The 20,696-nt window shown below is 70.7% G+C and carries 16 protein-coding genes; 1 reads left to right on the top strand and 15 read right to left on the bottom strand.

The genetic code is table 11. The annotated features are described in order from the left end of the window. Positions 1-19: 19 nt before the first annotated feature. Entirely contained in the window at positions 20-943 is a 924-nt protein-coding gene (locus tag G4G93_RS21435; RefSeq protein WP_165087000.1) for a LysR family transcriptional regulator, read from the top strand. On the opposite strand, the gene greA is transcribed toward G4G93_RS21435, so the two are convergent. From greA to G4G93_RS21360, 15 genes are all read right to left on the bottom strand, one after another. Beyond that, on the bottom strand, positions 913-1,374 hold the full coding sequence (gene greA / locus G4G93_RS21430) for a transcription elongation factor GreA (protein ID WP_165086998.1): 462 nt from the start codon (positions 1,372-1,374) through the stop codon (positions 913-915). The genes G4G93_RS21435 and greA overlap by 31 nt on opposite strands. Before the next feature lie 71 nt (positions 1,375-1,445). Further along, on the bottom strand, positions 1,446-2,435 hold the full coding sequence (locus G4G93_RS21425) for an MDR family oxidoreductase (protein WP_165086997.1): 990 nt from the start codon (positions 2,433-2,435) through the stop codon (positions 1,446-1,448). Positions 2,436-2,609: 174 nt separating this feature from the next. Beyond that, on the bottom strand, positions 2,610-3,212 hold the full coding sequence (locus G4G93_RS21420; protein ID WP_246736931.1) for a hypothetical protein: 603 nt from the start codon (positions 3,210-3,212) through the stop codon (positions 2,610-2,612). 733 nt (positions 3,213-3,945) lie between these two features. Then, the gene (locus G4G93_RS21415; RefSeq protein ID WP_165086995.1) at positions 3,946-5,151 is read right to left on the bottom strand and encodes a cell wall hydrolase; all 1,206 of its coding nucleotides are present in this window, start codon (positions 5,149-5,151) and stop codon (positions 3,946-3,948) included. A 142-nt stretch (positions 5,152-5,293) separates the two neighbouring features. Beyond that, on the bottom strand, positions 5,294-7,033 hold the full coding sequence (locus G4G93_RS21410) for an adenylate/guanylate cyclase domain-containing protein (RefSeq protein ID WP_165086993.1): 1,740 nt from the start codon (positions 7,031-7,033) through the stop codon (positions 5,294-5,296). 89 nt (positions 7,034-7,122) lie between these two features. Further along, complete coding sequence (gene ppdK / locus G4G93_RS21405; RefSeq protein WP_165087184.1) at positions 7,123-9,801, bottom strand: pyruvate, phosphate dikinase; 2,679 nt, start codon at positions 9,799-9,801, stop codon at positions 7,123-7,125. Between the two features lie 200 nt (positions 9,802-10,001). Continuing rightward, a complete protein-coding gene (locus tag G4G93_RS21400) occupies positions 10,002-10,703 on the bottom strand; it encodes an ABC transporter ATP-binding protein (RefSeq protein WP_165086991.1) in 702 nt (233 codons plus the stop codon). A gap of 108 nt (positions 10,704-10,811) precedes the next feature. Then, complete coding sequence (locus G4G93_RS21395; RefSeq protein ID WP_165086989.1) at positions 10,812-12,122, bottom strand: lipoprotein-releasing ABC transporter permease subunit; 1,311 nt, start codon at positions 12,120-12,122, stop codon at positions 10,812-10,814. 4 nt (positions 12,123-12,126) lie between these two features. Then, a complete protein-coding gene (proS, locus tag G4G93_RS21390; protein WP_165086987.1) occupies positions 12,127-13,461 on the bottom strand; it encodes a proline--tRNA ligase in 1,335 nt (444 codons plus the stop codon). Positions 13,462-13,926: 465 nt separating this feature from the next. Next, a complete protein-coding gene (locus G4G93_RS21385; RefSeq protein ID WP_312892178.1) occupies positions 13,927-14,265 on the bottom strand; it encodes a DUF1467 family protein in 339 nt (112 codons plus the stop codon). Next, entirely contained in the window at positions 14,262-14,666 is a 405-nt protein-coding gene (gene mce / locus G4G93_RS21380; protein ID WP_165086985.1) for a methylmalonyl-CoA epimerase, read from the bottom strand. The genes G4G93_RS21385 and mce overlap by 4 nt, the downstream gene beginning before the upstream one ends. Before the next feature lie 329 nt (positions 14,667-14,995). Further along, on the bottom strand, positions 14,996-16,669 hold the full coding sequence (locus tag G4G93_RS21375) for a ribonuclease J (RefSeq protein ID WP_165086983.1): 1,674 nt from the start codon (positions 16,667-16,669) through the stop codon (positions 14,996-14,998). 229 nt (positions 16,670-16,898) lie between these two features. Beyond that, positions 16,899-17,699, bottom strand: coding sequence for a biotin--[acetyl-CoA-carboxylase] ligase (locus tag G4G93_RS21370; protein WP_165086981.1), 801 nt, complete (start codon positions 17,697-17,699; stop codon positions 16,899-16,901). Between the two features lies 1 nt (position 17,700). Beyond that, the gene (nuoN, locus tag G4G93_RS21365; RefSeq protein ID WP_165086980.1) at positions 17,701-19,146 is read right to left on the bottom strand and encodes an NADH-quinone oxidoreductase subunit NuoN; all 1,446 of its coding nucleotides are present in this window, start codon (positions 19,144-19,146) and stop codon (positions 17,701-17,703) included. Between the two features lie 10 nt (positions 19,147-19,156). Beyond that, positions 19,157-20,677: an NADH-quinone oxidoreductase subunit M gene (locus tag G4G93_RS21360; protein ID WP_165086978.1), complete on the bottom strand. Its 1,521-nt coding sequence runs from the start codon at positions 20,675-20,677 to the stop codon at positions 19,157-19,159. Positions 20,678-20,696: the final 19 nt, after the last annotated feature.

The following is a 20,696-nucleotide window of genomic DNA, read 5'->3' as shown; positions in this document are numbered from 1 at the left end:
AAGTTCGGAGTCCGACGACGTGACCGCCGCCCTCGCCTGGGACGATTTCCGGCTGGTGAAGGCCATCTCCGACCAGCGCGGCCTGACGCTCGCCGCCGAGCGGCTCGGCATCAACCACTCCACCGCCTTCCGGCGCCTCGGCCAGATCGAGGCGGTCCTGCGCACGCCGCTCTTCGAGCGCCACCGCACCGGCTACGTGCCGACGCCGGCGGCCGAGGAGATGGCGCGGATCGCCGCCCGGATGGAAGAGGACGTGCTGGCCTTCACCCGCCGCATCGAGAGCGAGGGCCTGAGCCCTGCCGGCGAGTTGCGCGTCACCACCGCGGCCTCGCTGCTGACCGGCCTGCTGACCCCGATCCTCGCCGAGTTCTGCGCCCGCTGCCCGGAGGTGCGCCTCGACGTGGTCGTGTCGGAACAGGCGCTGAACCTCGCCAAGGGCGACGCCGAGGTGGCTTTGCGCGCCACCAACGACCCGCCCGACACGCTGGTCGGGCGGCGTCTCGCCACCATCGCCTGGGCGCTGTACGGCCGGGCCGACCGGGATTCCCGCGCGCCGCCGCGCTGGGTCTCGCCGGCCCCGCGGCTCGGCGCGGCCGCGGCGGCGCGCTACGTGCAGGAACGTTGCCGGCCGGAGCAGGTCGTCCTCCGCCTCGACACGGTGCAGGGCCTGGCGGACGCGGTCGAGGCCGGGATCGGCATCGGTCCCCTGCCCTGCGTCATCGGCGACCGCCGCCCGGGCCTGGTGCGGCTCTCGGGGCCGGAGCCCGAACTCGATGCGGGCCTATGGCTCCTCACCCATCCCGACTTGCGCCGCGCCGCCCGGGTGCGGGCCTTCCTCGACTTCGTCGGCGCCGCCATCGCCCGCGAGCGCGATCTGATCGAAGGACGAGGGATCGGGGATCCGGCCCGGCTTCAGCGGACCGAGATGATCTCGACCTCGTGACCGGCCACCGCGACGGTGTCGCCGGCCTGCTTGCCGGTGAGCGCCTTGGCGAGCGGCGCGACGTAGCCGATCGTCCCCCTGGCCGGGTCGGCCTCGTCCTCGCCGACGATGCGGAAGGTCTGCTCGGTGCCGTCCTCGCGGGCGATGGTGATCGTCGAGCCGAAATGGACGGTGTCGCCGGGCGGCTGCTCGACCACCTGCGCCGAGTTGCGCCGCGCGGTCCAGTAGCGCAGGTCGCGGTTCACCCGCGCCATGTTCGCCTTGTCGTCGGGCGACAGGCCGGCATGCTCGGTGTGAAGCCGGTCGAGCTCCGCGTCGATGAGGGCGAGACCCTCCGGCGTGACGAAGTTCGGGTGTGGGGAGACAGGACGGTCGGGGAGATCCTCGAAGGCTTCCCCGCCCTCCTTCTCGCGAACGAAGGCGATGCTCATGAAACGGGCAATGCGCGGAACGCCGTCAAGGTTCCGCGCCAGGGCGCATCTCAGGCGATCGTGACGACCTCTCAGGCGATCGTGACGACCGTACGCCCGCGGGTGCGTCCGGCGAGGATCTCCGGACCGCGCGCGATCACCTCGGTGAGCGGCACGGTGGTGGTCATCGCCGAGAGGGCGGCGGGGTCGAGGTCGCGGGCGAGCCGGGCCCAGGCCTCGCGGCGCAAGGGCAACGGCGCCATCACGCTCTCGATGCCGTAGAGCGCCACCCCGCGCAGGATGAACGGCGCCACCGAGGTCGGCAGGTCCATGCCGCCGGCGAGCCCGCAGGCCGCGACCGCGCCGCCGGGGCGCGTCATCGCAAGGGCGTTGGCGAGCGTCGTCGAACCGACGGCGTCGATCGTGGCGGCCCAGCGCTCCTTGCCCAGGGGCTTGCCCGGGGCGCTCAGCTCGGCCCGGTCGATGATCTCGGCCGCGCCGAGGCCGCGCAGGTACGCGGCCTCCTCGTCGGCCCGCCCGGTCGAGGCGATGACGTGCCAGCCGGCCTTCGCCAGGAGCGAGACCGCCACCGAGCCGACGCCGCCGGCTGCGCCCGTGACCAGGGCCGGGCCGGATTCCGGGGTGAGGCCGTGGCGCTCCAGCGCCAGCAGGGCCAGCATCGCGGTGTAGCCGGCAGTGCCGACCGCCATCGCCTGCTCGGGGGTGAAGGTGGCCGGGAGCGCCACCAGCCAGTCGCCCTTGACCCGGGACTTCTCCGCATAGGCGCCGAGATGGGTCTCTCCGGTGCCCCAGCCGTTGAGCACGACGGCGTCGCCGGGCTTCCAGTCCGGGTGCGAGGACGTCTCGACCACGCCTGCGAAGTCGATGCCCGGGATCATCGGCCAGCGCCGCACCACCGGGGCCTTGCCGGTGAGCGCCAGCCCGTCCTTGTAGTTCAGGGTGGAGTGGGTGACACGGACGGTGACGTCGCCATCCATCAGCTCGGATTCGTCAAAATCCTTGAGCGCGACGCGTTGCCCGCCCTCGCCCTTCTCGATCACCACTGCCTTGAAGGTGCCCACGCCCACGCCTCCCTGACCGCGCGGCTCCGGCCGCGTTCGCTTCGCGCAGGGTTGTGGGGCGGCGCGGCTGCAGGGCAAGTCCGGCATGTCAACAAGTCCGGCAGGTCGACAGGTCGGGCAGGTCGACACGCCGCCGGGCAAGGCGGCCCGGGACAGCCCGGGCCGTCCTCCGGCTCAATAGCCGTCGTAGATGCTGCCGCCGCCGAGGACGAGGCCGGTTCCGGCGCCGACCGCCGCACCGGCAAGCCCGATGCCCGCTCCCGCCAGGCCGAGGCCCGCGCCGACGATGCCGCCCGGGGCCGGGCCGGCGCCGTAGCCGCCGCCATAGCCGCCATTGGCCGGCACCCAGCCCGACCGGCCGGGCTCGACCAGGACGCGGCGCTGATAGGAGGCGTAGGCCGGCGGGATCACCTGCGGCACGACCTGGGCCGGGCGCACCAGCACGCGGCGGGTCTGGGTGGCGTAGCGGGGCGGGATCGTCACCCAGCAGCCGACGGTCTGGCCGTAGGCGTCGATCGAGGTCTGCCATACCCGGCGGGCCGGGGCGACCAGCACCTGTTCGGAGACGGTGTCGTAGACCGGCGGCACGACGTGACTGACCGTGCGCGGCGGGCGCACCATCACCTGTTCGGACACCGTGCCGTAGACCGGCGGCGTCGAGACGTGACGGTAGCAGTCGGTGGTGCAGCCGTAGCCGCCGGCGAAGGCCGGGGCGGCGGAGACGAGGCCGGCGGCCAGGGCGGTCGCGGCGATGGCACGGGTGACCGGGGCGGTCATGATCGGGGATCCTCGGGGTGGCAGGACGATGGCCGCGCGGCGCTCGCCAGCGCCACGCTTGCCCGAGAGAGAAGCCGCTCAAGGGCCCGTCAGGCAAGCCGAAAGCCCCAAGAGGGTAAAATTGCCCTCGGGATTTACTACGTATTTCGGTGAATTGCGGAGGGGTTCGCGCAAGCCTGAGAGTCGATCGGCGCGGGGGACTCGGGAACCCTGGAATTGTCCGGAGTCGATAGACTGCGGGTAAACCATGCGAGCCGGTGAGGGCTGGCGATCGAAGGGAGACCGGCGCGAGCGGCGACTCTCCCGCAATGGGCGGGCGGGATCGACGGTTCGCGGTGCCCGCGATGTCGCTCGACGGTGCGAAGGGTCGACCCGACGGTGTCGCGACGAGGGCCGGCGTCGTCGCCGGGCCGTGGGCGCCCGCACCGTATTTCGAGCCTCCTGGTCATGCCGGGGCTGCGCCGCCGCGCCCGGAATCCCCGAACTCAGGTGGTGCCGAGCCGAGGGGAACGCGGTTCGCTTGATCCTGAACGTCCGAGTATGTCCGGATCCCGGGCGCCGCGCTCCCGCGCCGGGGATGACGCGGAAAGCTTCACGGGGTCGACGAGTGCGGTACGATCCGTTCGCGGCACGGCCGGGTGACGGAGTGCCGTCATGCGAGACCGGACTGATCGCTTCCGGCGATCCTGTCGCTTTCGCGACGCGGAGTTCCGCCTCGCTCAAGCCTGCACGATCAGGTCTGCCCCGGGCGCAACTGGTAGAAGATGTGGCGGCCGATCACGTCCATCTTGCGCAGGCGGCGCGACCAGCGCGGCTTGACGTAGTCGGCGTGGTAATGGGTCGCCCCGCCGACATCGGCGAGGTAGGTGCGGCCCTCCACCACCGCGTGGGCGACGCGGGTGGCGGTCTGCCACGAGGCGTCGTCGGTGATGCGCAGCGACTTGCCCTCGCAGGCGAAGGAGAACTGGCAGCCCATGTAGCGGTGGCGGTTCTGGTAGACGACGCCGCAGATATTGGCCGGGTAGAGGCCGCTCTTGGCGCGGTTCAGCACCACCTGCGCGACCGCCGCCTGGCCCTGCTCCGGCTCGCCCCGTGCCTCGAAATACACCGCTTCCGCGAGGCAGCGCTGCTCCTTCTCGGCATTCTCCGGGGTGATGAGGTCGGCGTAGCGGCGCCTGGCATCCTCGCTCGGCAGGGCCTCGGGGGCGATGCGGGCGGCGGTGGTGACGGCGGCGCGGGCGTCGCGGTCGAGGCGCGGCGAGATCTGGCCGCCGGCGGCGATCTCGACCGGCGTCGCGTCGGCCGGGGCCGGCGTCGTCGAGGACAGGGCGACCGCGCGCGGCACTGCCGGGGTGCTGCCCTCCCGGCCCGCGTTGCGGGCTTCGGCGTCGCGGGTCCGCACGGCGGTCTGCCCTCCGGCCGCGGCCCCGCGGGTCGGCGCCGTGGCGCCGGCCGCTGGCGAACTGGTGCCCGCCTCGCCGCCGGCGTCCGCGAAGGGCACGAAGCCCTCCTGCGGCTCGGTCTCCGGGTTCCAGGTCGCGGCGCCGGGGCTGAAGGTCGAGGCGATGCCGGAGCCGTTGCTGCCGAGCCAGCCCGCCATCGCCGAGACCGGGCGCGCGGCGCCGGCGACCCGGGCCGGCACCAGGGCGTCGCCCTTGTGGAGGCGCTGCGCCAGCGGTCTGGTGCGGGCATCGGTCTTCAGGTCGGCGCGCAGGGGCTCGGCGTCGAGGGCGAGGCGCAGGGGCCCGGTGAGGCTGACCGGCGAGAGACTCACCGGCGTGATGAGCCCGCGTTCCGGCAGCGGCGGCAGGAAGCGGGGGGCGAGGCGTGCGACCGCGCTCGAGCCGAGGGACGTCTCGTAGCCGGCCGAGGCCGTGAACGAGACGAGGACGCCGAGGCCCACGGCCCAGGGCGCGACGGCCGCGCCGAGCCAGCGCATCCCCTTCGCCCGTCGTACCTGCCGTCTGCGCAGGTCCCGCCTGCGCAAGTACCGCCTGCCCAAGGTCCCAAACCCCGTTCCACTCGGCCCGTCCGGAGCCGACACTCCGACGGCAGTGTCGCGGGGTATGGTTGAGCGTTGGTTAAACCGGTGCGGAACGGCGCAACCGTCCCGCGAGATCGCCGGCCCGCGGGGCGTAGATCACCGGCAGGGGGGCCGCCACGCCGCGCACCGCCACGGTCTCGACCCGCATTCCGTCGAGGGCGAGCCCGGCCCGGGTCGCGGCCTCCTCCGAGGCGACGAGCTGCATGTCGGCGGCCTTGGCGAGGGATTCGAGCCGGCTCGCCAGGTTCACCGCCGGGCCGATCACCGACATGCCGCGGCTCGCCCCGTAGCCGAGGCGGCCGAGTACCAGGGGGCCGGCATGCAGGCCCATCGCCATCCGGAGCGCCGCCGGCAGCTCGGCGGCGAGCTGGCGGTTGAGCTCGGCCACCGCCCGGTCGACCTCGGCCGCCGCCAGGAAGGCCGACCGGCAGGCCGGGCCGATCCCGTCCGGATGGGTGAAGAGGGCGAGCAGCCCGTCGCCCGCATAGCCGCCGATCCAGCCTCCCGCCGCCTCGATCTCCCGCCCCGCCGCCTCGAAGAAGCGGTTGAGGATGAACACTACGTCGAAGGGCAGCTTGCGCTCGGAGAGCGGCGTGAAGCCGCGGATGTCGATGAACAGGATCGCCACCTCGCGCTCGATCCCGGCGACGTCGGTGTTGGTCAGGTGCTCGCCGGCGGATTCCGAGCGGCGCGGATCGAGGATGCGGATCACCGCCACGTCGCCGGCGGGCCTCGCCTGGCAGGCGAGGCGCACGTTGGCGGGCGCCCCGATCGCCCGCAAGGCCGCCGCCTCCTGGGCGCCCGGCGCCGACAGGTTCTCCTCGCCGCTCACCACCAGCACCCGGCAGGTCGAGCAGCGTCCGCGCCCGCCGCAGACCGAGACGTGCGGCACCCGGTTCGCCCGGCTGATCTCGAGCAGCGTCGGCCCTTCCAGGCTGCGGACGCTCGGACCGCCGACATACGCGACCCCGAAGCGCCGGGCCCTCAGGGACGCCGCCGCCCGGACGAGCACGATGCCGAGGGCGAGCGCCACCGCGGCGTAGACCGCTCCCGTCACCGTGTCGCCCCAGGCCGCGACGGTCGAATCGAGCGGCGGGACCTGCCAGCGGGCGCCGAGATCCGGCGCGTCGAAGCGGCGCGCCAGTATCAGGTCGCGCTCCATGAGCCGCCCCTGGGTGACGATGCCGGCGATCGCCGCCGCCGGCAGGCCGAAGGCCGGTACCGCGAGAAGCGGCGCCATCCGCCGGTAGAGCGGCGACAGGCGCAGCCAGGCATGCAGGCCGAGGCAGCCGTGCAGCCAGACCACCAGCAGCAGGGCGGTCTGAAAGCCCATCCCGTCGGGCCAGATGCGGACGATCACGTAGGCATAGTTCGTCCGCGTGCCGTCCACCAGGTTGGCGATCCGGGTTCCCAGGACGTGCGGCACCAGCAGGAACGGGATCGCGAAGCCGAGCAGCGTCTGCATCGCCTCCCAGGCCGGCATCCGCAGGGTCCGGCGCTCCGCGAGCCGCACCAGCGAGAAGGCGACGTGGGCCAGCAGCGCGAGGCCGAGGATCAGGCTGCCGGGAAGCGAGCGCGTGACGGCGGTCCGCCAGCGCGCCACGTCCATCATCGTGTCGAGGCCGACGAGGCCAAGCGCGTGGTTGGCGAAGTGGGTGGCCGCGAAGGCGAACAGGACCAGCCCCGAGACCAGCCGCAGGCGCTGCGCGAGCGAGCCGCGCCACAAGCGGGCGCCGGCCTCCGGATCGGGACGGCCGGCGGGGGACGGCTCGCGCATGGATGTCTTTCCTGGCGCCGTGTCCGCCTCTCCCCGCGGGCGGGGAGAGGCGACTGCCCACGGCCCGACATGCGAGCCCGGCAGCCGGATTACGCCTCGCCGCGGCCCTTCACCTTGAGCGCCGCCTGCGCCGCCGCGAGCCGCGCGATCGGCACGCGGAAGGGCGAGCACGACACGTAGTCGAGGCCGGTCTCCTGGCAGAAGGCGATCGAGGCCGGGTCGCCGCCGTGCTCGCCGCAGATGCCGAGCTTCAGGTTGGTCCGCACCGCCCGGCCGCGCTCGGCGGCAAGCCGCACGAGCTCACCCACGCCCTCCTGGTCGATCGACACGAACGGGTCCGAGGCCAGGATGCCGCGCTGCGTGTAGGGCCCGAGGAACCGGCCAGCATCGTCGCGGCTGATGCCCAGCGTGGTCTGGGTCAGGTCGTTGGTGCCGAAGGAGAAGAACTCCGCCGTCTGGGCGATGTCCCCGGCCCGCAGGGCGGCCCGCGGCAGCTCGATCATCGTGCCGACCTGGTACTCGACCTTGCTGCCGGTCTCGGACGCCACGGCCGCCGCCATGGCGTCGATGCGGGCCTTCACCAGGTCGAACTCGGTGCGGGTGAAGACCAGCGGCACCATCACCTCGGCGATGATCGGCGTGCCGGTCTGCTTGGCGGCCTCGACGGCGGCCTCGAAGATCGCCCGCGCCTGCATCTCGGCGATCTCCGGATAGAGGATCGCCAGCCGGCAGCCGCGGAAGCCGAGCATCGGGTTGAACTCGTGCAGCTCGTTCATCCGGCGCCGCACCTTGTCCTCCTGGACGCCGGTGGCGGCGGCGACCTCGCCGATCTCCTTGTCGGAGTGGGGCAGGAACTCGTGCAGCGGCGGGTCGAGGAGCCGGATCGTCACCGGCAGGCCCGACATGATCGTGAACAGCTCGACGAAGTCCTGGCGCTGGTACGGCAGGAGCTTGGCGAGCGCGGCGCGGCGGCCCTCCGCGTCGTCGGCCAGGATCATCTCGCGCATCGCCACGATGCGCTCCTCCTGGAAGAACATGTGCTCGGTGCGGCACAGGCCGATCCCTTCCGCGCCGTACTTGCGGGCGGTGCGGGCGTCGAGCGGGGTCTCGGCGTTGGTGCGGACCTTCATGGTGCGCACCGCATCCGCCCATTCCATCAGCGCCGCGAAGTCGCCCGACATCTCGGGCTCGATCATCTCGACGGCGCCCTGCATCACCTGGCCGTTCGAGCCGTCGATGGTGATGCGGTCGCCGGCCTTCAGCGTCACGCCGCCGACCGACAGGGTGCGGGCGGCGTAATCGACCCGGATCTGGCCGGCGCCGGAGACGCAGGGCTTGCCCATGCCGCGGGCGACCACCGCCGCGTGCGAGGTCATGCCGCCGCGGGTGGTCAGGATGCCTTCCGCGGCGTGCATGCCGTGGATGTCCTCGGGCGAGGTCTCGATGCGGACCAGGATGACCTTGCGCTCGGCCTTCTTGGCGGCCTCGGCCTCCTCGGAGTTGAACACGATCTCGCCGGAGGCGGCGCCCGGCGAGGCCGGCAGGCCAGTGGCGATGACCTTGCGCTCGGCCTTGGGGTCGATGGTCGGGTGGAGCAGCTGGTCGAGGGAGGCCGGCTCGACGCGGCCGACCGCCTCCTGGTGGGTGATCAGGCCTTCGGCGGCGAGTTCCACGGCGATGCGCAGGGCCGCCTTGGCGGTGCGCTTGCCGTTGCGGGTCTGCAGCATCCAGAGCTTCCCGGTCTCGACCGTGAATTCCAGGTCCTGCATGTCGCGGTAATGGTGCTCGAGCATGCCGTAGATCCGGACCAGCTCGGCATAGGCCTCCGGCATCGCCCGCTCCATCGACGGCTTGTCGGAACCGGATTCGATGCGAGCGGCCTCGGTAATGTCCTGCGGCGTGCGGATGCCCGCCACCACGTCCTCTCCTTGCGCGTTGATCAGGAACTCGCCGTAGAGCGCCTTCTCGCCGGTGGAGGGGTTGCGGGTGAAGGCGACGCCGGTGGCCGAGGTCTCGCCCATGTTGCCGAAGACCATGGCCTGGACGTTGACCGCGGTGCCCCAGCTCGCCGGGATGCTGTGCAATTCGCGGTACTTGTTGGCGCGCGGGTTCATCCACGAGCCGAACACCGCGCCGATCGCGCCCCAGAGCTGGGCCTGCGGATCCTGCGGGAAGTCCTGGCCGAGCTCGCGCTTCACCAGCGCCTTGTACTCGCCGATCAGGTGCTTCCAGTCGGCGGCGCCGAGCTCGGTGTCGAGGCTGAGGCCCTTCTCGTCCTTGTAGCGCTCCAGCACCTCCTCGAAGGAATGGTGCTCCACGCCGAGCACCACGTTCGAGTACATGGTGATGAAGCGGCGGTAGCTGTCATAGGCGAAGCGCTCGTCGCCGGCGCCGCGGGCCAGGGCCTCGACGGTGGTGTCGTTGAGGCCGAGATTGAGCACCGTGTCCATCATGCCGGGCATCGACGCCCGGGCGCCGGACCGCACCGACACCAGCAGCGGCGACTCGGCGTCGCCGAAGCGGCGGCCGGTCAAGCCGCCGACGGCCTCAAGCGCCGCGGCGACCTGCTCCGCCAGCTCCGGCGGGTATTGCCGGCCGTGGTCGTAGTAATAGGTGCAGACCTCGGTGGTGATGGTGAAGCCCGGCGGCACCGGAAGGCCGAGATTCGACATCTCGGCGAGGTTCGCGCCCTTGCCCCCGAGCAGGTCGCGCATCGCCGACTTGCCCTCGGCCTTGCCGTCGCCGAAGGTGTAGACCCACTTCGCCATGTCACTTCCGGCCATGTCACTCGTCCGTTCGTAGCGGCTGCCGCCTGACGTTCCCGCCGGGTTGGACCATTCCCTGGCCCAACGCAAGCTGAACGGCAGGGTCGTCCAAAAGTCTTAGGTGCGGGGTATCCCGGGGGCTGACGCGCCGCGATCCCGGCATCGGCGCGATAGATAGAGTCCGCCGCGACGGCGGCGACGGGTCAGGCGAGCTGGACGATGAGACCGTTCTGGATCGTGACCCGCCGGTCCATCCGGGACGCCAGCTCCAGGTTGTGGGTGGCGATCAGCGCCGCGACGCCGGAGGCTCGCACCAGCGAGACGAGGATCGCGAAGACGTGGCCGGCGGTCTGCGGGTCGAGGTTGCCGGTCGGCTCGTCGGCCAGCAGCAGCCGCGGCCCGTTGGCGAGCGCCCGGGCGATCGCGACGCGCTGCTGCTCGCCGCCCGACAGCTCCGCCGGGCGGTGGGCGAGCCGCTCCTTGAGGCCGAGGAACGACAGCAATTCGCTCGCCCGCGAGCGCGCCTCCTTGGCCGGCAGGCCGCGGATCAACTGGGGCAGGACAACGTTCTCCAGCGCCGAGAATTCGGGCAGCAGGTGGTGCGACTGGTAGACGAAGCCCATCTCCTCGCGCCGCATCCGGGTGCGGGCGGCATCGTCCATCCGGGCGCTCGGCTGGCCGCCGATATAGACCTCGCCGCCGTCCGGCCGCTCCAGCAGGCCGGCGACGTGGAGCAGGGTCGACTTGCCGGTGCCGGACGGCGCCACCAGCGCCACGATCTCGCCGGGCCAGATTGCGAGGTCGGCGCCGCGCAGGATCTCGAGATGACCGTTGCCTTGGGCGTAGCGGCGCTCGACCTGGGCGAGGAAGAGCGCCGGGACCGGCTGCTGCGGGGACGCGTCCATCGGGGTCAGGCGCCCCTCGCGAGGCGGCGCGGGGCGGGCTTTGAGGCAGGTGCGGGCAGCTTCATCCGGACGGTACTCGGGTACGGGGTCGGGCGGAGGCCCGAAGGATCAGCCGTAGCGCAGGGCCTGCACCGGGTCGAGCCGGGCGGCGCGCCAGGACGGGTACAGCGTGGCGAGCAGCGACAGCACCATCGACATCAGGACGACGGCCACGACCTCGCTCGCATTGGTCTCCGACGGGATCTCCGACAGGAATCGCACCGTGGGGTCCCAGGCGCCGGGAAACAGCGTGCGCTGGATCACCGTGAGGTTGGCCGAGAAGACCAGCCCGAGGACGAAGCCGGCGAGCGTGCCGAGGATGCCGATCGAGGCGCCGGTGATCAGGAAGACCCGCATGATCGCGCCCCGCGTCGCCCCCATGGTGCGCAGGATCGCGATGTCGCTCGACTTGTCCTTCACCAGCATGATCAGGCCGGAGACGATGTTGAGCGCCGCCACCAGCACAATCAGCGTCAGGATGATGAACATCACGTTCCGCTCCACCTCCAGGGCGGAGAAGAAGGTGCGGTTGCGCTGGCGCCAGTCGGTGATCAGCACCGGGCGCTCGGCGGCGAGTTCCAGCTCGCTCCTCGCCTCCCCGACCGAATCGGCATTGTCGAGGAAGACCTCGATCACCGAGACGTCGCCGTCGCGGTTGAAGAAGGCCTGCGCTTCGGTGAGCGGCATGTAGACGAAGGTGCCGTCGAACTCGGACATGCCGACCTCGAACACCGCCGCGACGGTGTAGCTCTTGATCCGCGGCGCGGTACCGAACGGTGTCGTGGCGCCCTTCGGCGTCGCCAGCGTGATCGTGTCGCCGGCCTGGAGCCCGAGGGATTCGGCCAGCCGCTTGCCGATGGCGACGCCGCCGCCGGTGTCGAAATTCTCCAGCGTGCCGCCCCGGATGGTCTTGGCGACCGACGGGATCTTCTTCAGGTCGTCGGCCCGCACGCCGCGCACCAGCACGCCCGAGCCGCCGAATTGCGACGAGGCGAAGGCCTGGCCCTCGACCATCGGCAGGGCGAGATGGACGCCCGCCACCTTGCCGAGCCGGTCGGACAGGTCGGCGAAGTCGGTCAGCGGCCGGTCGATCGGCGCGACGAAGATGTGGCCGTTGATGCCGACGATCTTGCTCAGGAGTTCCTTGCGGAAGCCGTTCATCACCGAGAGCACGATGATGAGGGTGGCGACCCCCAGCATGATGCCGAGGAACGAGAACAGGGCGATGACCGAGACGAAGCCCTCCTTCCGCCGGGTGCGCAGGTAGCGCCCGGCGATCGTCCATTCGAAGGGCGCAAACGGCAGCGTGGCGCCCCCGCCGCGCGCCGCGAACAGGGCGCCAACCTTGGGGATGCGGTCGCGGAGGGCGGCGAGGGCCATCGGCTCAAGCCGTCCGGTTCTGGCGCAGATAGGCCGGCACGGCGTCGGGCGCGACGGTCTCGCGGGCGCCGGTGGCGCGGCGCTTCACCTCGACCTTGCCCTCGGCCAGCCCCTTCGGCCCGACGATGACCTGCCAGGGCAGCCCGATCAGGTCGGCGGTGGCGAACTTGCCGCCCGGACGCTCGTCGCGGTCGTCGTAGAGAACCGTCAGGCCGGCGGCCTCCAGCTCGCCCTGGAGCTTGGCGCAGGCGGCATCCGTGGCGGTGTCCCCGACCTTGAGGTTGAGGAGCGCGACGTCGAACGGCGCCACCGCGTCCGGCCACACGATGCCGGATTCGTCGTGGCCCGCCTCGATGATCGCCGCCACCAGCCGGCTCGGGCCGATGCCGTAGGAGCCCATATGGACCGGGCGCTCCTGCCCGTCCGGCCCGGTGACCTTCGCGCCCATCGGCTCCGAGTACTTGGTGCCGAAATAGAAGATGTGGCCGACCTCGATGCCGCGGGCGGCCATCTGCTCCCCTTCCGGCACCTCGCCGAAGGCGGCGGCGTCGTGCATTTCCGAGGTGGCGGCGTAGCGCGAGGTCCAGTGGTCGACGGTCGCCTGAAGGCCCGCCACGTCGTCGAAATCGGTCGTCGCGTCCGGGGTGGCGAAGTCGAGATAGGCGCGGTCGCAGAAGACCTCGCTCTCGCCGGTCTGGGCCAGGATGATGAATTCGTGGGACAGGTCGCCGCCGATCGGCCCGGTCTCGGCCCGCATCGGGATCGCCTTCAGCCCGAGCCGCGCGAAGGTGCGCAGGTAGGCTACGAACATCTTGTTGTAGGAGTGCCGCGCGCTCGCCTGGTCGAGGTCGAACGAGTAGGCGTCCTTCATCAGGAACTCGCGCGAGCGCATGGTGCCGAAGCGCGGCCTCACCTCGTCGCGGAACTTCCACTGGATGTGGTAGAGGTTCTTCGGCAGATCCTTGTAGGAGCGCACCGCCGAGCGGAAGATCGCGGTGATCATCTCCTCGTTGGTCGGCCCGAACAGCATGTCGCGCTCGTGCCGGTCCTTGATGCGCAGCATCTCCTTGCCGTAGGCGTCGTAGCGGCCGGATTCGCGCCAGAGATCCGCCGACTGGATCGTCGGCATCAGCAGTTCGATCGCGCCCGAGCGGTCCTGCTCGGCCCGGATGATGTCGGCCACCCGGTTCAGCACCCGCAGGCCCAGCGGTAGCCAGGCATAGATGCCGGCAGCCTCCTGGCGGATCATGCCGGCGCGCAGCATCAGCCGGTGCGAGACGATCTCGGCTTCCTTGGGCGTCTCGCGCAGGATGGGCAGGAAGTAGCGGCTGAGACGCATGTCGGACCTTGGCGTGGCAGGCGGGGGTTCGTCGCCCGGGGGACGCCCCGGGGCACGCCCTTTTGCACGCTTCCGGCCCCGTTCGCAAAACATGAAACGCACCCGGCGGCGCGCCGCGCGGGCCCCGGCCCGCGCGTCCGGCGCGGGGCGGAGCAGAAAAATGCGCCGGCCATGCAAAAAAACGCATCAACCTGCTCCGAGCCAGGTGACAATGCGAATTCTTGTTCCTATAAGCGGCATCGCGATGATGCGCAGGCAGGCCGAACGGCGCCGCGCAAGGTCCGAGTCTCGGGAGGAAAAGCCAGCCTCAACGCCCAAACGGGTGAACAACATATCACCGGCTGGTCAAAACATTCAGAAAGCTAATAAGCAAGGCTTCCGAGCCTTGCTTTTTTATTTTGGACTTCCGGTTCCGTGCCCGGCGCAGTCGTCGCGCAGGTCGCGGCCGCAACCGGCCGCGACCCTCTACAACCCGGCGAGTGGAAACGCCGCCACGGCGACGATGAAGACTATATCGGACACGAGCGTGGTCCACACCGCCTTGCGCCGCATCTGCGGCTTGTGCGGGGCGCCGAGATCCTGCCCCGGCACCACCACCTCGGTCCCATCGGGGGCCGCCCGGAACGGCAGCACCGCGAACAGCACGATCCACCACACCACGAAATAGAGCGCGCCCGCCCCGAACCCGCTGAGGCGGAAGCCCCAGACCGCCAGCGCCAGCACCGGCAGCATCAGGAGGATGCAGATTCCCAGTGTGCGCGGGATCGAGGCGGTGGCGCGATCGAGGAGGGCGTCCACGCTCACGCCTGCTCGAGCTCGACCAGGGTGCCGAGGAAGTCCTTGGGGTGCAGGAACAGCACCGGCTTGCCGTGGGCGCCGATGCGCGGCTCGCCCGAGCCGAGGATGCGGGCGCCTTGCGCCTTCATCCTGTCCCGCGCCGCCAGGATGTCCTCGACCTCGTAGCAGACATGATGGATGCCGCCGCCGGGATTGCGCTCCAGGAAGGCGTTGATCGGCGAGTCGGCGCCGAGCGGCTCCAGCAGCTCGATCTTGCTGTTGGGAAGCTCGACGAAGATCACCGTGACGCCGTGCTCGGGCTGCGGCAGCGGCGCCGACAAGGTCGCCCCGAGGGTGTCGCGATACACCTTGGCCGCGGCCTCGAGATCCTTCACCGCGATGGCGACGTGGTTGAGCCTGCCGATCATGGGGGTGTTCCTCCGGTGGTCCGTGGGGATGATCTGTTCTTAGGATTTGGCGCCGATGGCGCTACGGCATCAACCCGTCTTTGCGCTTATCTGCATACCGCCCGAAGCGCGGGTCACCCCCTCCCTCCCCTGGGGGGAGGGTGGCCCGGCCGTGAGGCCGGGTCGGGAGAGGGGCCGCGGCGTCCGGAGAGGTCGCGACCGTGATGGAGGGCGCCCCCTGGAGCCGCGTCGCGCTGCCCCTCGCCCGGGCCTGCTCCGCGGGCCACCCTCCCCCGCGGAGGGGGGAGGGTTCGGCACTACCATCCGGAAGCGTCGGCGAGCGACGCCCCTCACACCTCCACGACCATCACGTGGCAGGCGGGCTTCTTGCCCCACACCTCGTTCACCGCCGAACGGATCGACCGGTCGACGGCGTTCTCAACCGCCTCGGAGTCGCGCCGCTTGACCCGCGACAGGCCGTTGATCGTGCGCTCGACCGCGTCGCCGATCACGTCGATGATGACCTCGCCCTTGCGGCCGTAGCTCGGCAGGCCCATCAGGTCGATCGAGGGCTCGCCCTTGACTTCGCCGTTGCGGTCCAGCGCGATCGCCACCGAGACGATGCCCGTGAAGGCGAGCTTGCGCCGCTCCGGGATCGCGCGGTCGTTGGAATCGACCAGGACGTTGCCGTCCTTGTAGATCCGCCCGCTCTTGACGTGGGTGACGATCTCCGGCTCGCCCGGGGCGAGGCGGATCAGGGTGCCGTTGCGGGCCTTCACCACCTGATCGACGCCCTGCTTGCGGGCGAAGGTGGCGTGCTCGGCCAAGTGCAGCGCCTCGCCGTGGACCGGTACCGCGATGCGGGGCTTGGTCCAGCGATACATCGCCGCCATCTCGTCGCGGCGCGGGTGGCCGGAGACGTGGACGAGTTCGGTCCGGTCGGTGATGACCTGGATGCCGGCCTCGATCAGGTCGTTGATGATCGCGCCGACCGCCCGCTCGTTGCCGGGAATGGCGCGCGAGGAGAAGATCACCCGGTCGCCGGGCGAGAGCGCGATCTCCGGGTGCTCGTCGCGGGAGACCCGGGCCAGAGCCGCCCGCGCCTCGCCCTGCGAGCCGGTGAGGAGTGCCACCACCTTCTCGCGCGGCAGGTAGCCGTAGGCCTCGGCGCCGCGGATCTCCGGCAGGCCGTCGAGGTAGCCGCATTCGCGGGCGACGTCGATCACCCGGTCCATGGCGCGGCCGACCGCGACCACGTCGCGGCCGCAGGCCTGGGCGGCGAGGCAGACGGCGCGCATGCGCGCGACGTTCGACGCGAAGGTCGTGACCGCGACCCGGTGCGGCGAGTTGCGGATCAGCTCGGCGAGGTGCTCGGCGACCTCGGACTCGCTCGGCGAGCGGCCCTCGCGGGTGACGTTGGTCGAATCGCAGACCAGCGCCAGCACGCCCTCCTCGCCCAGCCGCGTGAAGGTCTCCTCGGAGGTCGAGTTGCCGGCGACCGGCGTGTCGTCGAGCTTCCAGTCGCCGGTATGCAGCACCATGCCGAGCGGCGTGCGGATGGCCAGCGCATTGGCCTCGGGGATCGAGTGGGCCACCGGCACGTACTCGATCGAGAACGGGCCGAGCTGGAGGCGCCCGTCGTCCGGGACCTGGCGCATGTCGACCTTGGGCGCGCCCGGCTCGCCGAGGCGACGAGCCTCGATCAGGTTCTTGGTGAAGCGCGTGGCGTAGATCGGCACCTTCAGCTTCGGCCACAGCTCGCCGATGGCGCCGATATGGTCCTCGTGGCCGTGGGTGATCAGGATGCCGAGCAGGTTCTCGCGATGCTCCTCGGCGAAGCTGAGATCCGGGTACATCAGGTCGACGCCCGGCATGTGCTCCTCGCTGGCGAAGCCCATGCCGAGATCGACCATGATCCACTTGCGGCCCTTCGGCGGCCCGAAGCCGTAGAGGCCGGAATTCATGCCGATCTCGCCCACCCCGCCGAGCGGCACGAAGATCAGCTCATCTCCCTGATTCGACATTCCCATACCATCATTGCATGGACCGCCGTCGCGGTCCCCTCAAGGAACGGCCTCGTCTGCCGTCACGGTCACGGCGCCGTCATGTCTCATCCGCGGCCCGGAACGGCCGCGCGGCGGCGGCGCCCGGGGGCGCCCCGCCGCAAAGATCCGCATTGTGCCGGGCTGCGCCGTCGCCGCACCGGGCGCCGTTCCGCCTCCCCGTCCGGCCGCCGTAGCGGCCGTTCCGACGTCAGGCCGCCGAAGCGGCCGTTCCGAAATGCACCTCGCCGGCCGAGACCGCGACGCGGTGTCCGCCCTCCAGGCGGACGACCAGCCGGCCGCCCTCGTCGATCGTGTCGAAGAGGCCGGCCTCGGTCCGCCCACCGATCTGGACGCGCACCGGTCCGCCGAGGCCCGCCGCCGCCGAGAGCCAGGATTGGCGGATGCGCGGGAAGCCGCGCCCTTCGTCCCAGAGCCGTTCGGCCTCGACCCAGGATGCGCTGAGGAGGCGGAACAGCCCGGGCGCATCGACCGCGTAGCCGGCCTCTGCGAGGGAGGTCGCCGCGTAGGGCAATCCTTCCGGCGCTCCGGTCACGTTGATCCCGATCCCGACCGTCACGACGGCGCCGCGGCCGGGCAGGGTCTCCATCTCGAGCAGGATGCCGACGAGCTTGGCGCCGCCGAGCAGCACGTCGTTCGGCCATTTGAGCCGGAAATCCGGTGCCGCGCCCCCGGCTGCCGGACCGCAGGCCCGGCGGAGCGCACGCTCCACCGCGACGCCGGCGACGAAGCCGAGGGTCGCGACCCGGTCGGGGCCGAGGCCCGCCGGGACAGGCCAGAGCAGGCTCGCGGCGTGGTTGCCCTTGATCCAGCCCCAGCCCTTGCCGCGCCGGCCGCGGCCGCCGGTCTGTTCGCGGGCGACGACCCAGAGCGGCCCGGGTTCGCCGGCCCGGGCACGGTCGAGGGCCTGCGTGCTCGTCGAGCCGAGGCTGTCGTGGACCTCGAGGCGGTATCCCGCGGCCGTGGCCGCGGGGTCGAGCACGAAGGTCATGCTAGAACAGCGACTTGGCGGCGGTCCCGGCCAGCCCGACGAGCGGCGCCGGCATGAGCCAGAACAACAGCACCACCACGCTCGACAGGCCGAGCACGATCCGCAGGCCGGGGCCCATCGGCTCGTAGGATTCGGCCGGCTCGTCGAAATACATCACCTTGACGAGGCGCAGGTAGTAATAGGCGCCGACCACGCTGGTCACCACGCCGATCACCGCCAGGGTCACGAGGTTCGCCTTGATGGCCGCGGCAAAGACGTAGAACTTGGCGAAGAACCCGGCGAGCGGCGGGATGCCGGCGAGCGAGAACATCATCATGGCGAGCAGGAACGCCACGAGAGGATGGGTGCGCGACAGGCCCGACAGGTCGTCGATGGTCTCGTACATCTTCCGGCCGCGGCGCAGCGACAGGATCACCGCGAAGGCGCCCAGCGTCATGGCGAGGTAGATCGCCATGTAGATCACGACGCCGCGCACCCCCTCCTGCGTGCCGGCGGCGAGGCCGATCAGCGCGTAGCCGACATTGGCGATCGAGGAATAGGCCATCAGGCGCTTGAGGCTGCGCTGGCCGATCGCCGCGAAGGAGCCGAGCGCCATCGAGGCGATCGACACGAACACGATGATCTGCTGCCACTCCGGCGTCACGACCGGGAAGGCGCCGATGAAGACGCGCACGGCCATCGCCATCGCGGCCATCTTGGGGGCCGAGGCGAAGAAGGCGGTGACCGGGGTCGGCGCGCCCTCGTAGACGTCCGGCGTCCACATGTGGAACGGCACGGCGGCGAGCTTGAACGACACGCCGGCGGCGACGAACACGATGCCCAGGATCACGCCGAAGCCCGAGCCCTCGCGGAGCGCGGTGACGATGTGCGGGAACGAGACGGTGCCGGTGAAGCCGTAGACCAGCGAGGCGCCGTAGAGCAGCATGCCGGAGGACAGCGCGCCGAGCACGAAGTACTTCAGGCCGGCCTCGGTCGAGCGCAGGTTGTCGCGGTGGAACGAGGCGATCACGTAGGCCGCCAAGCTCTGCAGCTCGAGGCCCATGTAGAGCGCGATCAGATCGTTGGCCGAGGCCATGATCATCATGCCGATCGTCGAGAGGACGATCAGGATCGGGTACTCGAACCGGGCGATCCGCTCGCGCTCGAAATGTTCCTTGGCCAGCAGGATCGCGGCGGCCGACCCGATGAGGGTCAGCGCCTTCATGACGCGGGCGAACCCGTCGACGATGAAGGAGCCGTTGAAGGTGGTGATCTTGGTGCCGAAGGGCTGGCTGACCACCGCGAACAGGGCGAGGATCAGCAGGATCAGGGCGCCGACGCTGACGCCCTCGGTGGAGCGCTCGCCCTTGAAGGCTCCGTAGAGGATCAGCACCAGGACGCCGACCGACAGGATCAGCTCCGGCAAGGCGGGCCCGATGGCGGGCATGACGATCTGAGCGGCGTTCATCGCGAAAAACTCAGTGCGGGACCGGCAGGGCCGCGGCAGCGGTCTGGGTCGTGGAGAGGGCGGCGCGCATTCCTTGCATCAGCGCGTCGGTCGAGGGCGCGAAGACGTCGAGGATCGGGCCGGGATGGACGCCGTAATAGATTGTCAGCGCCACGAGCGGGGCGAGGATCAGCATCTCGCGGCGGTCGAGGTCGGTGATCCCCTGCAGGCTCGGCTTCTCGAGCTTGCCGTAGACCACGCGGGCGAACAGCCACAGGGCGTAGGCCGCCGACAGGATGATGCCGAAGACCGAGAAGAACGACACCATCGGGTTGGCCCGGAAGGCGCCCAGCATCGCCAGGAACTCGCCGACGAAGCCCGAGGTGCCCGGCAGCCCGACATTGGCCATGGTGAACACCATCATGGCGACCGCGTAGAGCGGCATCCGCTTCACCAGGCCGCCATAGGCCGCGATCTCGCGGGTATGCATCCGGTCGTAGATCACGCCGACGCAGAGGAACAGCGCGCCCGACACGATGCCGTGGGAGATCATCAGGAACAGGGCGCCCTGGATGCCCTGTTCGTTCATCGTGAACAGGCCGAGCGTCACGAAGCCCATATGCGCCACGGAGGAATAGGCGATCAGCTTCTTGATGTCGGTCTGCACCAGCGCGACCAGCGAGGTGTAGATGATCGCCACCACCGACAGCGTGTAGACCATCGGGGCGAAATAGTGCGAGGCGTCCGGGAACATCGGCAGCGAGACCCGGATGAAGCCGTAGCCGCCCATCTTCAGGAGGATGCCCGCCAGGATGACCGAGCCGGCGGTCGGCGCCTCGACGTGGGCGTCGGGAAGCCAGGTATGGACCGGCCACATCGGCATCTTCACCGCGAAGGAGGCGAAGAAGGCGAGCCAGAGCCAGATCTGCATGTTCGCCGGGAAGCGGGTCTGCAGCAGGGTCGGGATGTCGGTCGTGCCGGCCTGCCAGTACATCGCCATGATGGCGAGCAGCATCAGCACCGAGCCGAGCAGCGTGTAGAGGAAGAACTTGAACGACGCGTAGATCCGGCGCTTGCCGCCCCAGATGCCGATGATGAGGAACATCGGGATCAGGCCGGCCTCGAAGAACAGGTAGAACAGCACCAGGTCGAGGGCACAGAATACGCCGATCATCGTGGTCTCAAGGACCAGGAACGCGACGAAGTACTCCTTCACCCGGTGCTCGATCGAGAGCCAGGAGGCGCCGATGCAGAACGGCATCAGGAAGGTGGTGAGCAGCACCAGCGGCATCGAGAAGCCGTCGACGCCGAGCTTGAACCGGATCGTGTCGGTCAGCCAGGCATGGGTCTCGACGAGCTGGAACTGCGCCGTGGTGGCGTCGTAGCGGCCCCAGGCGACCAGGGACAGCAGGAAGGTGACGAGGGTGGCGATGAGCGCCGCCCAGCGGGCGTTGCGCCTGACCGATTCGTCGTCGCCGCGGAGCGTCAGGATGAACGCGGCGCCGACGAGCGGCACGACGAGGAGGCCGGAGAGGATCCCGAGGCCGAGCATGATTCTCTGTTCTCCGGTC

It is taken from the genome of Methylobacterium sp. DB0501, from assembly GCF_011043735.1.
Taxonomy (GTDB): Bacteria; Pseudomonadota; Alphaproteobacteria; order Rhizobiales; family Beijerinckiaceae; genus Methylobacterium; species Methylobacterium alsaeris.
Note: the sequence above shows the minus strand (reverse complement) of the source record. Positions and strands in the feature narration are given on the sequence as shown.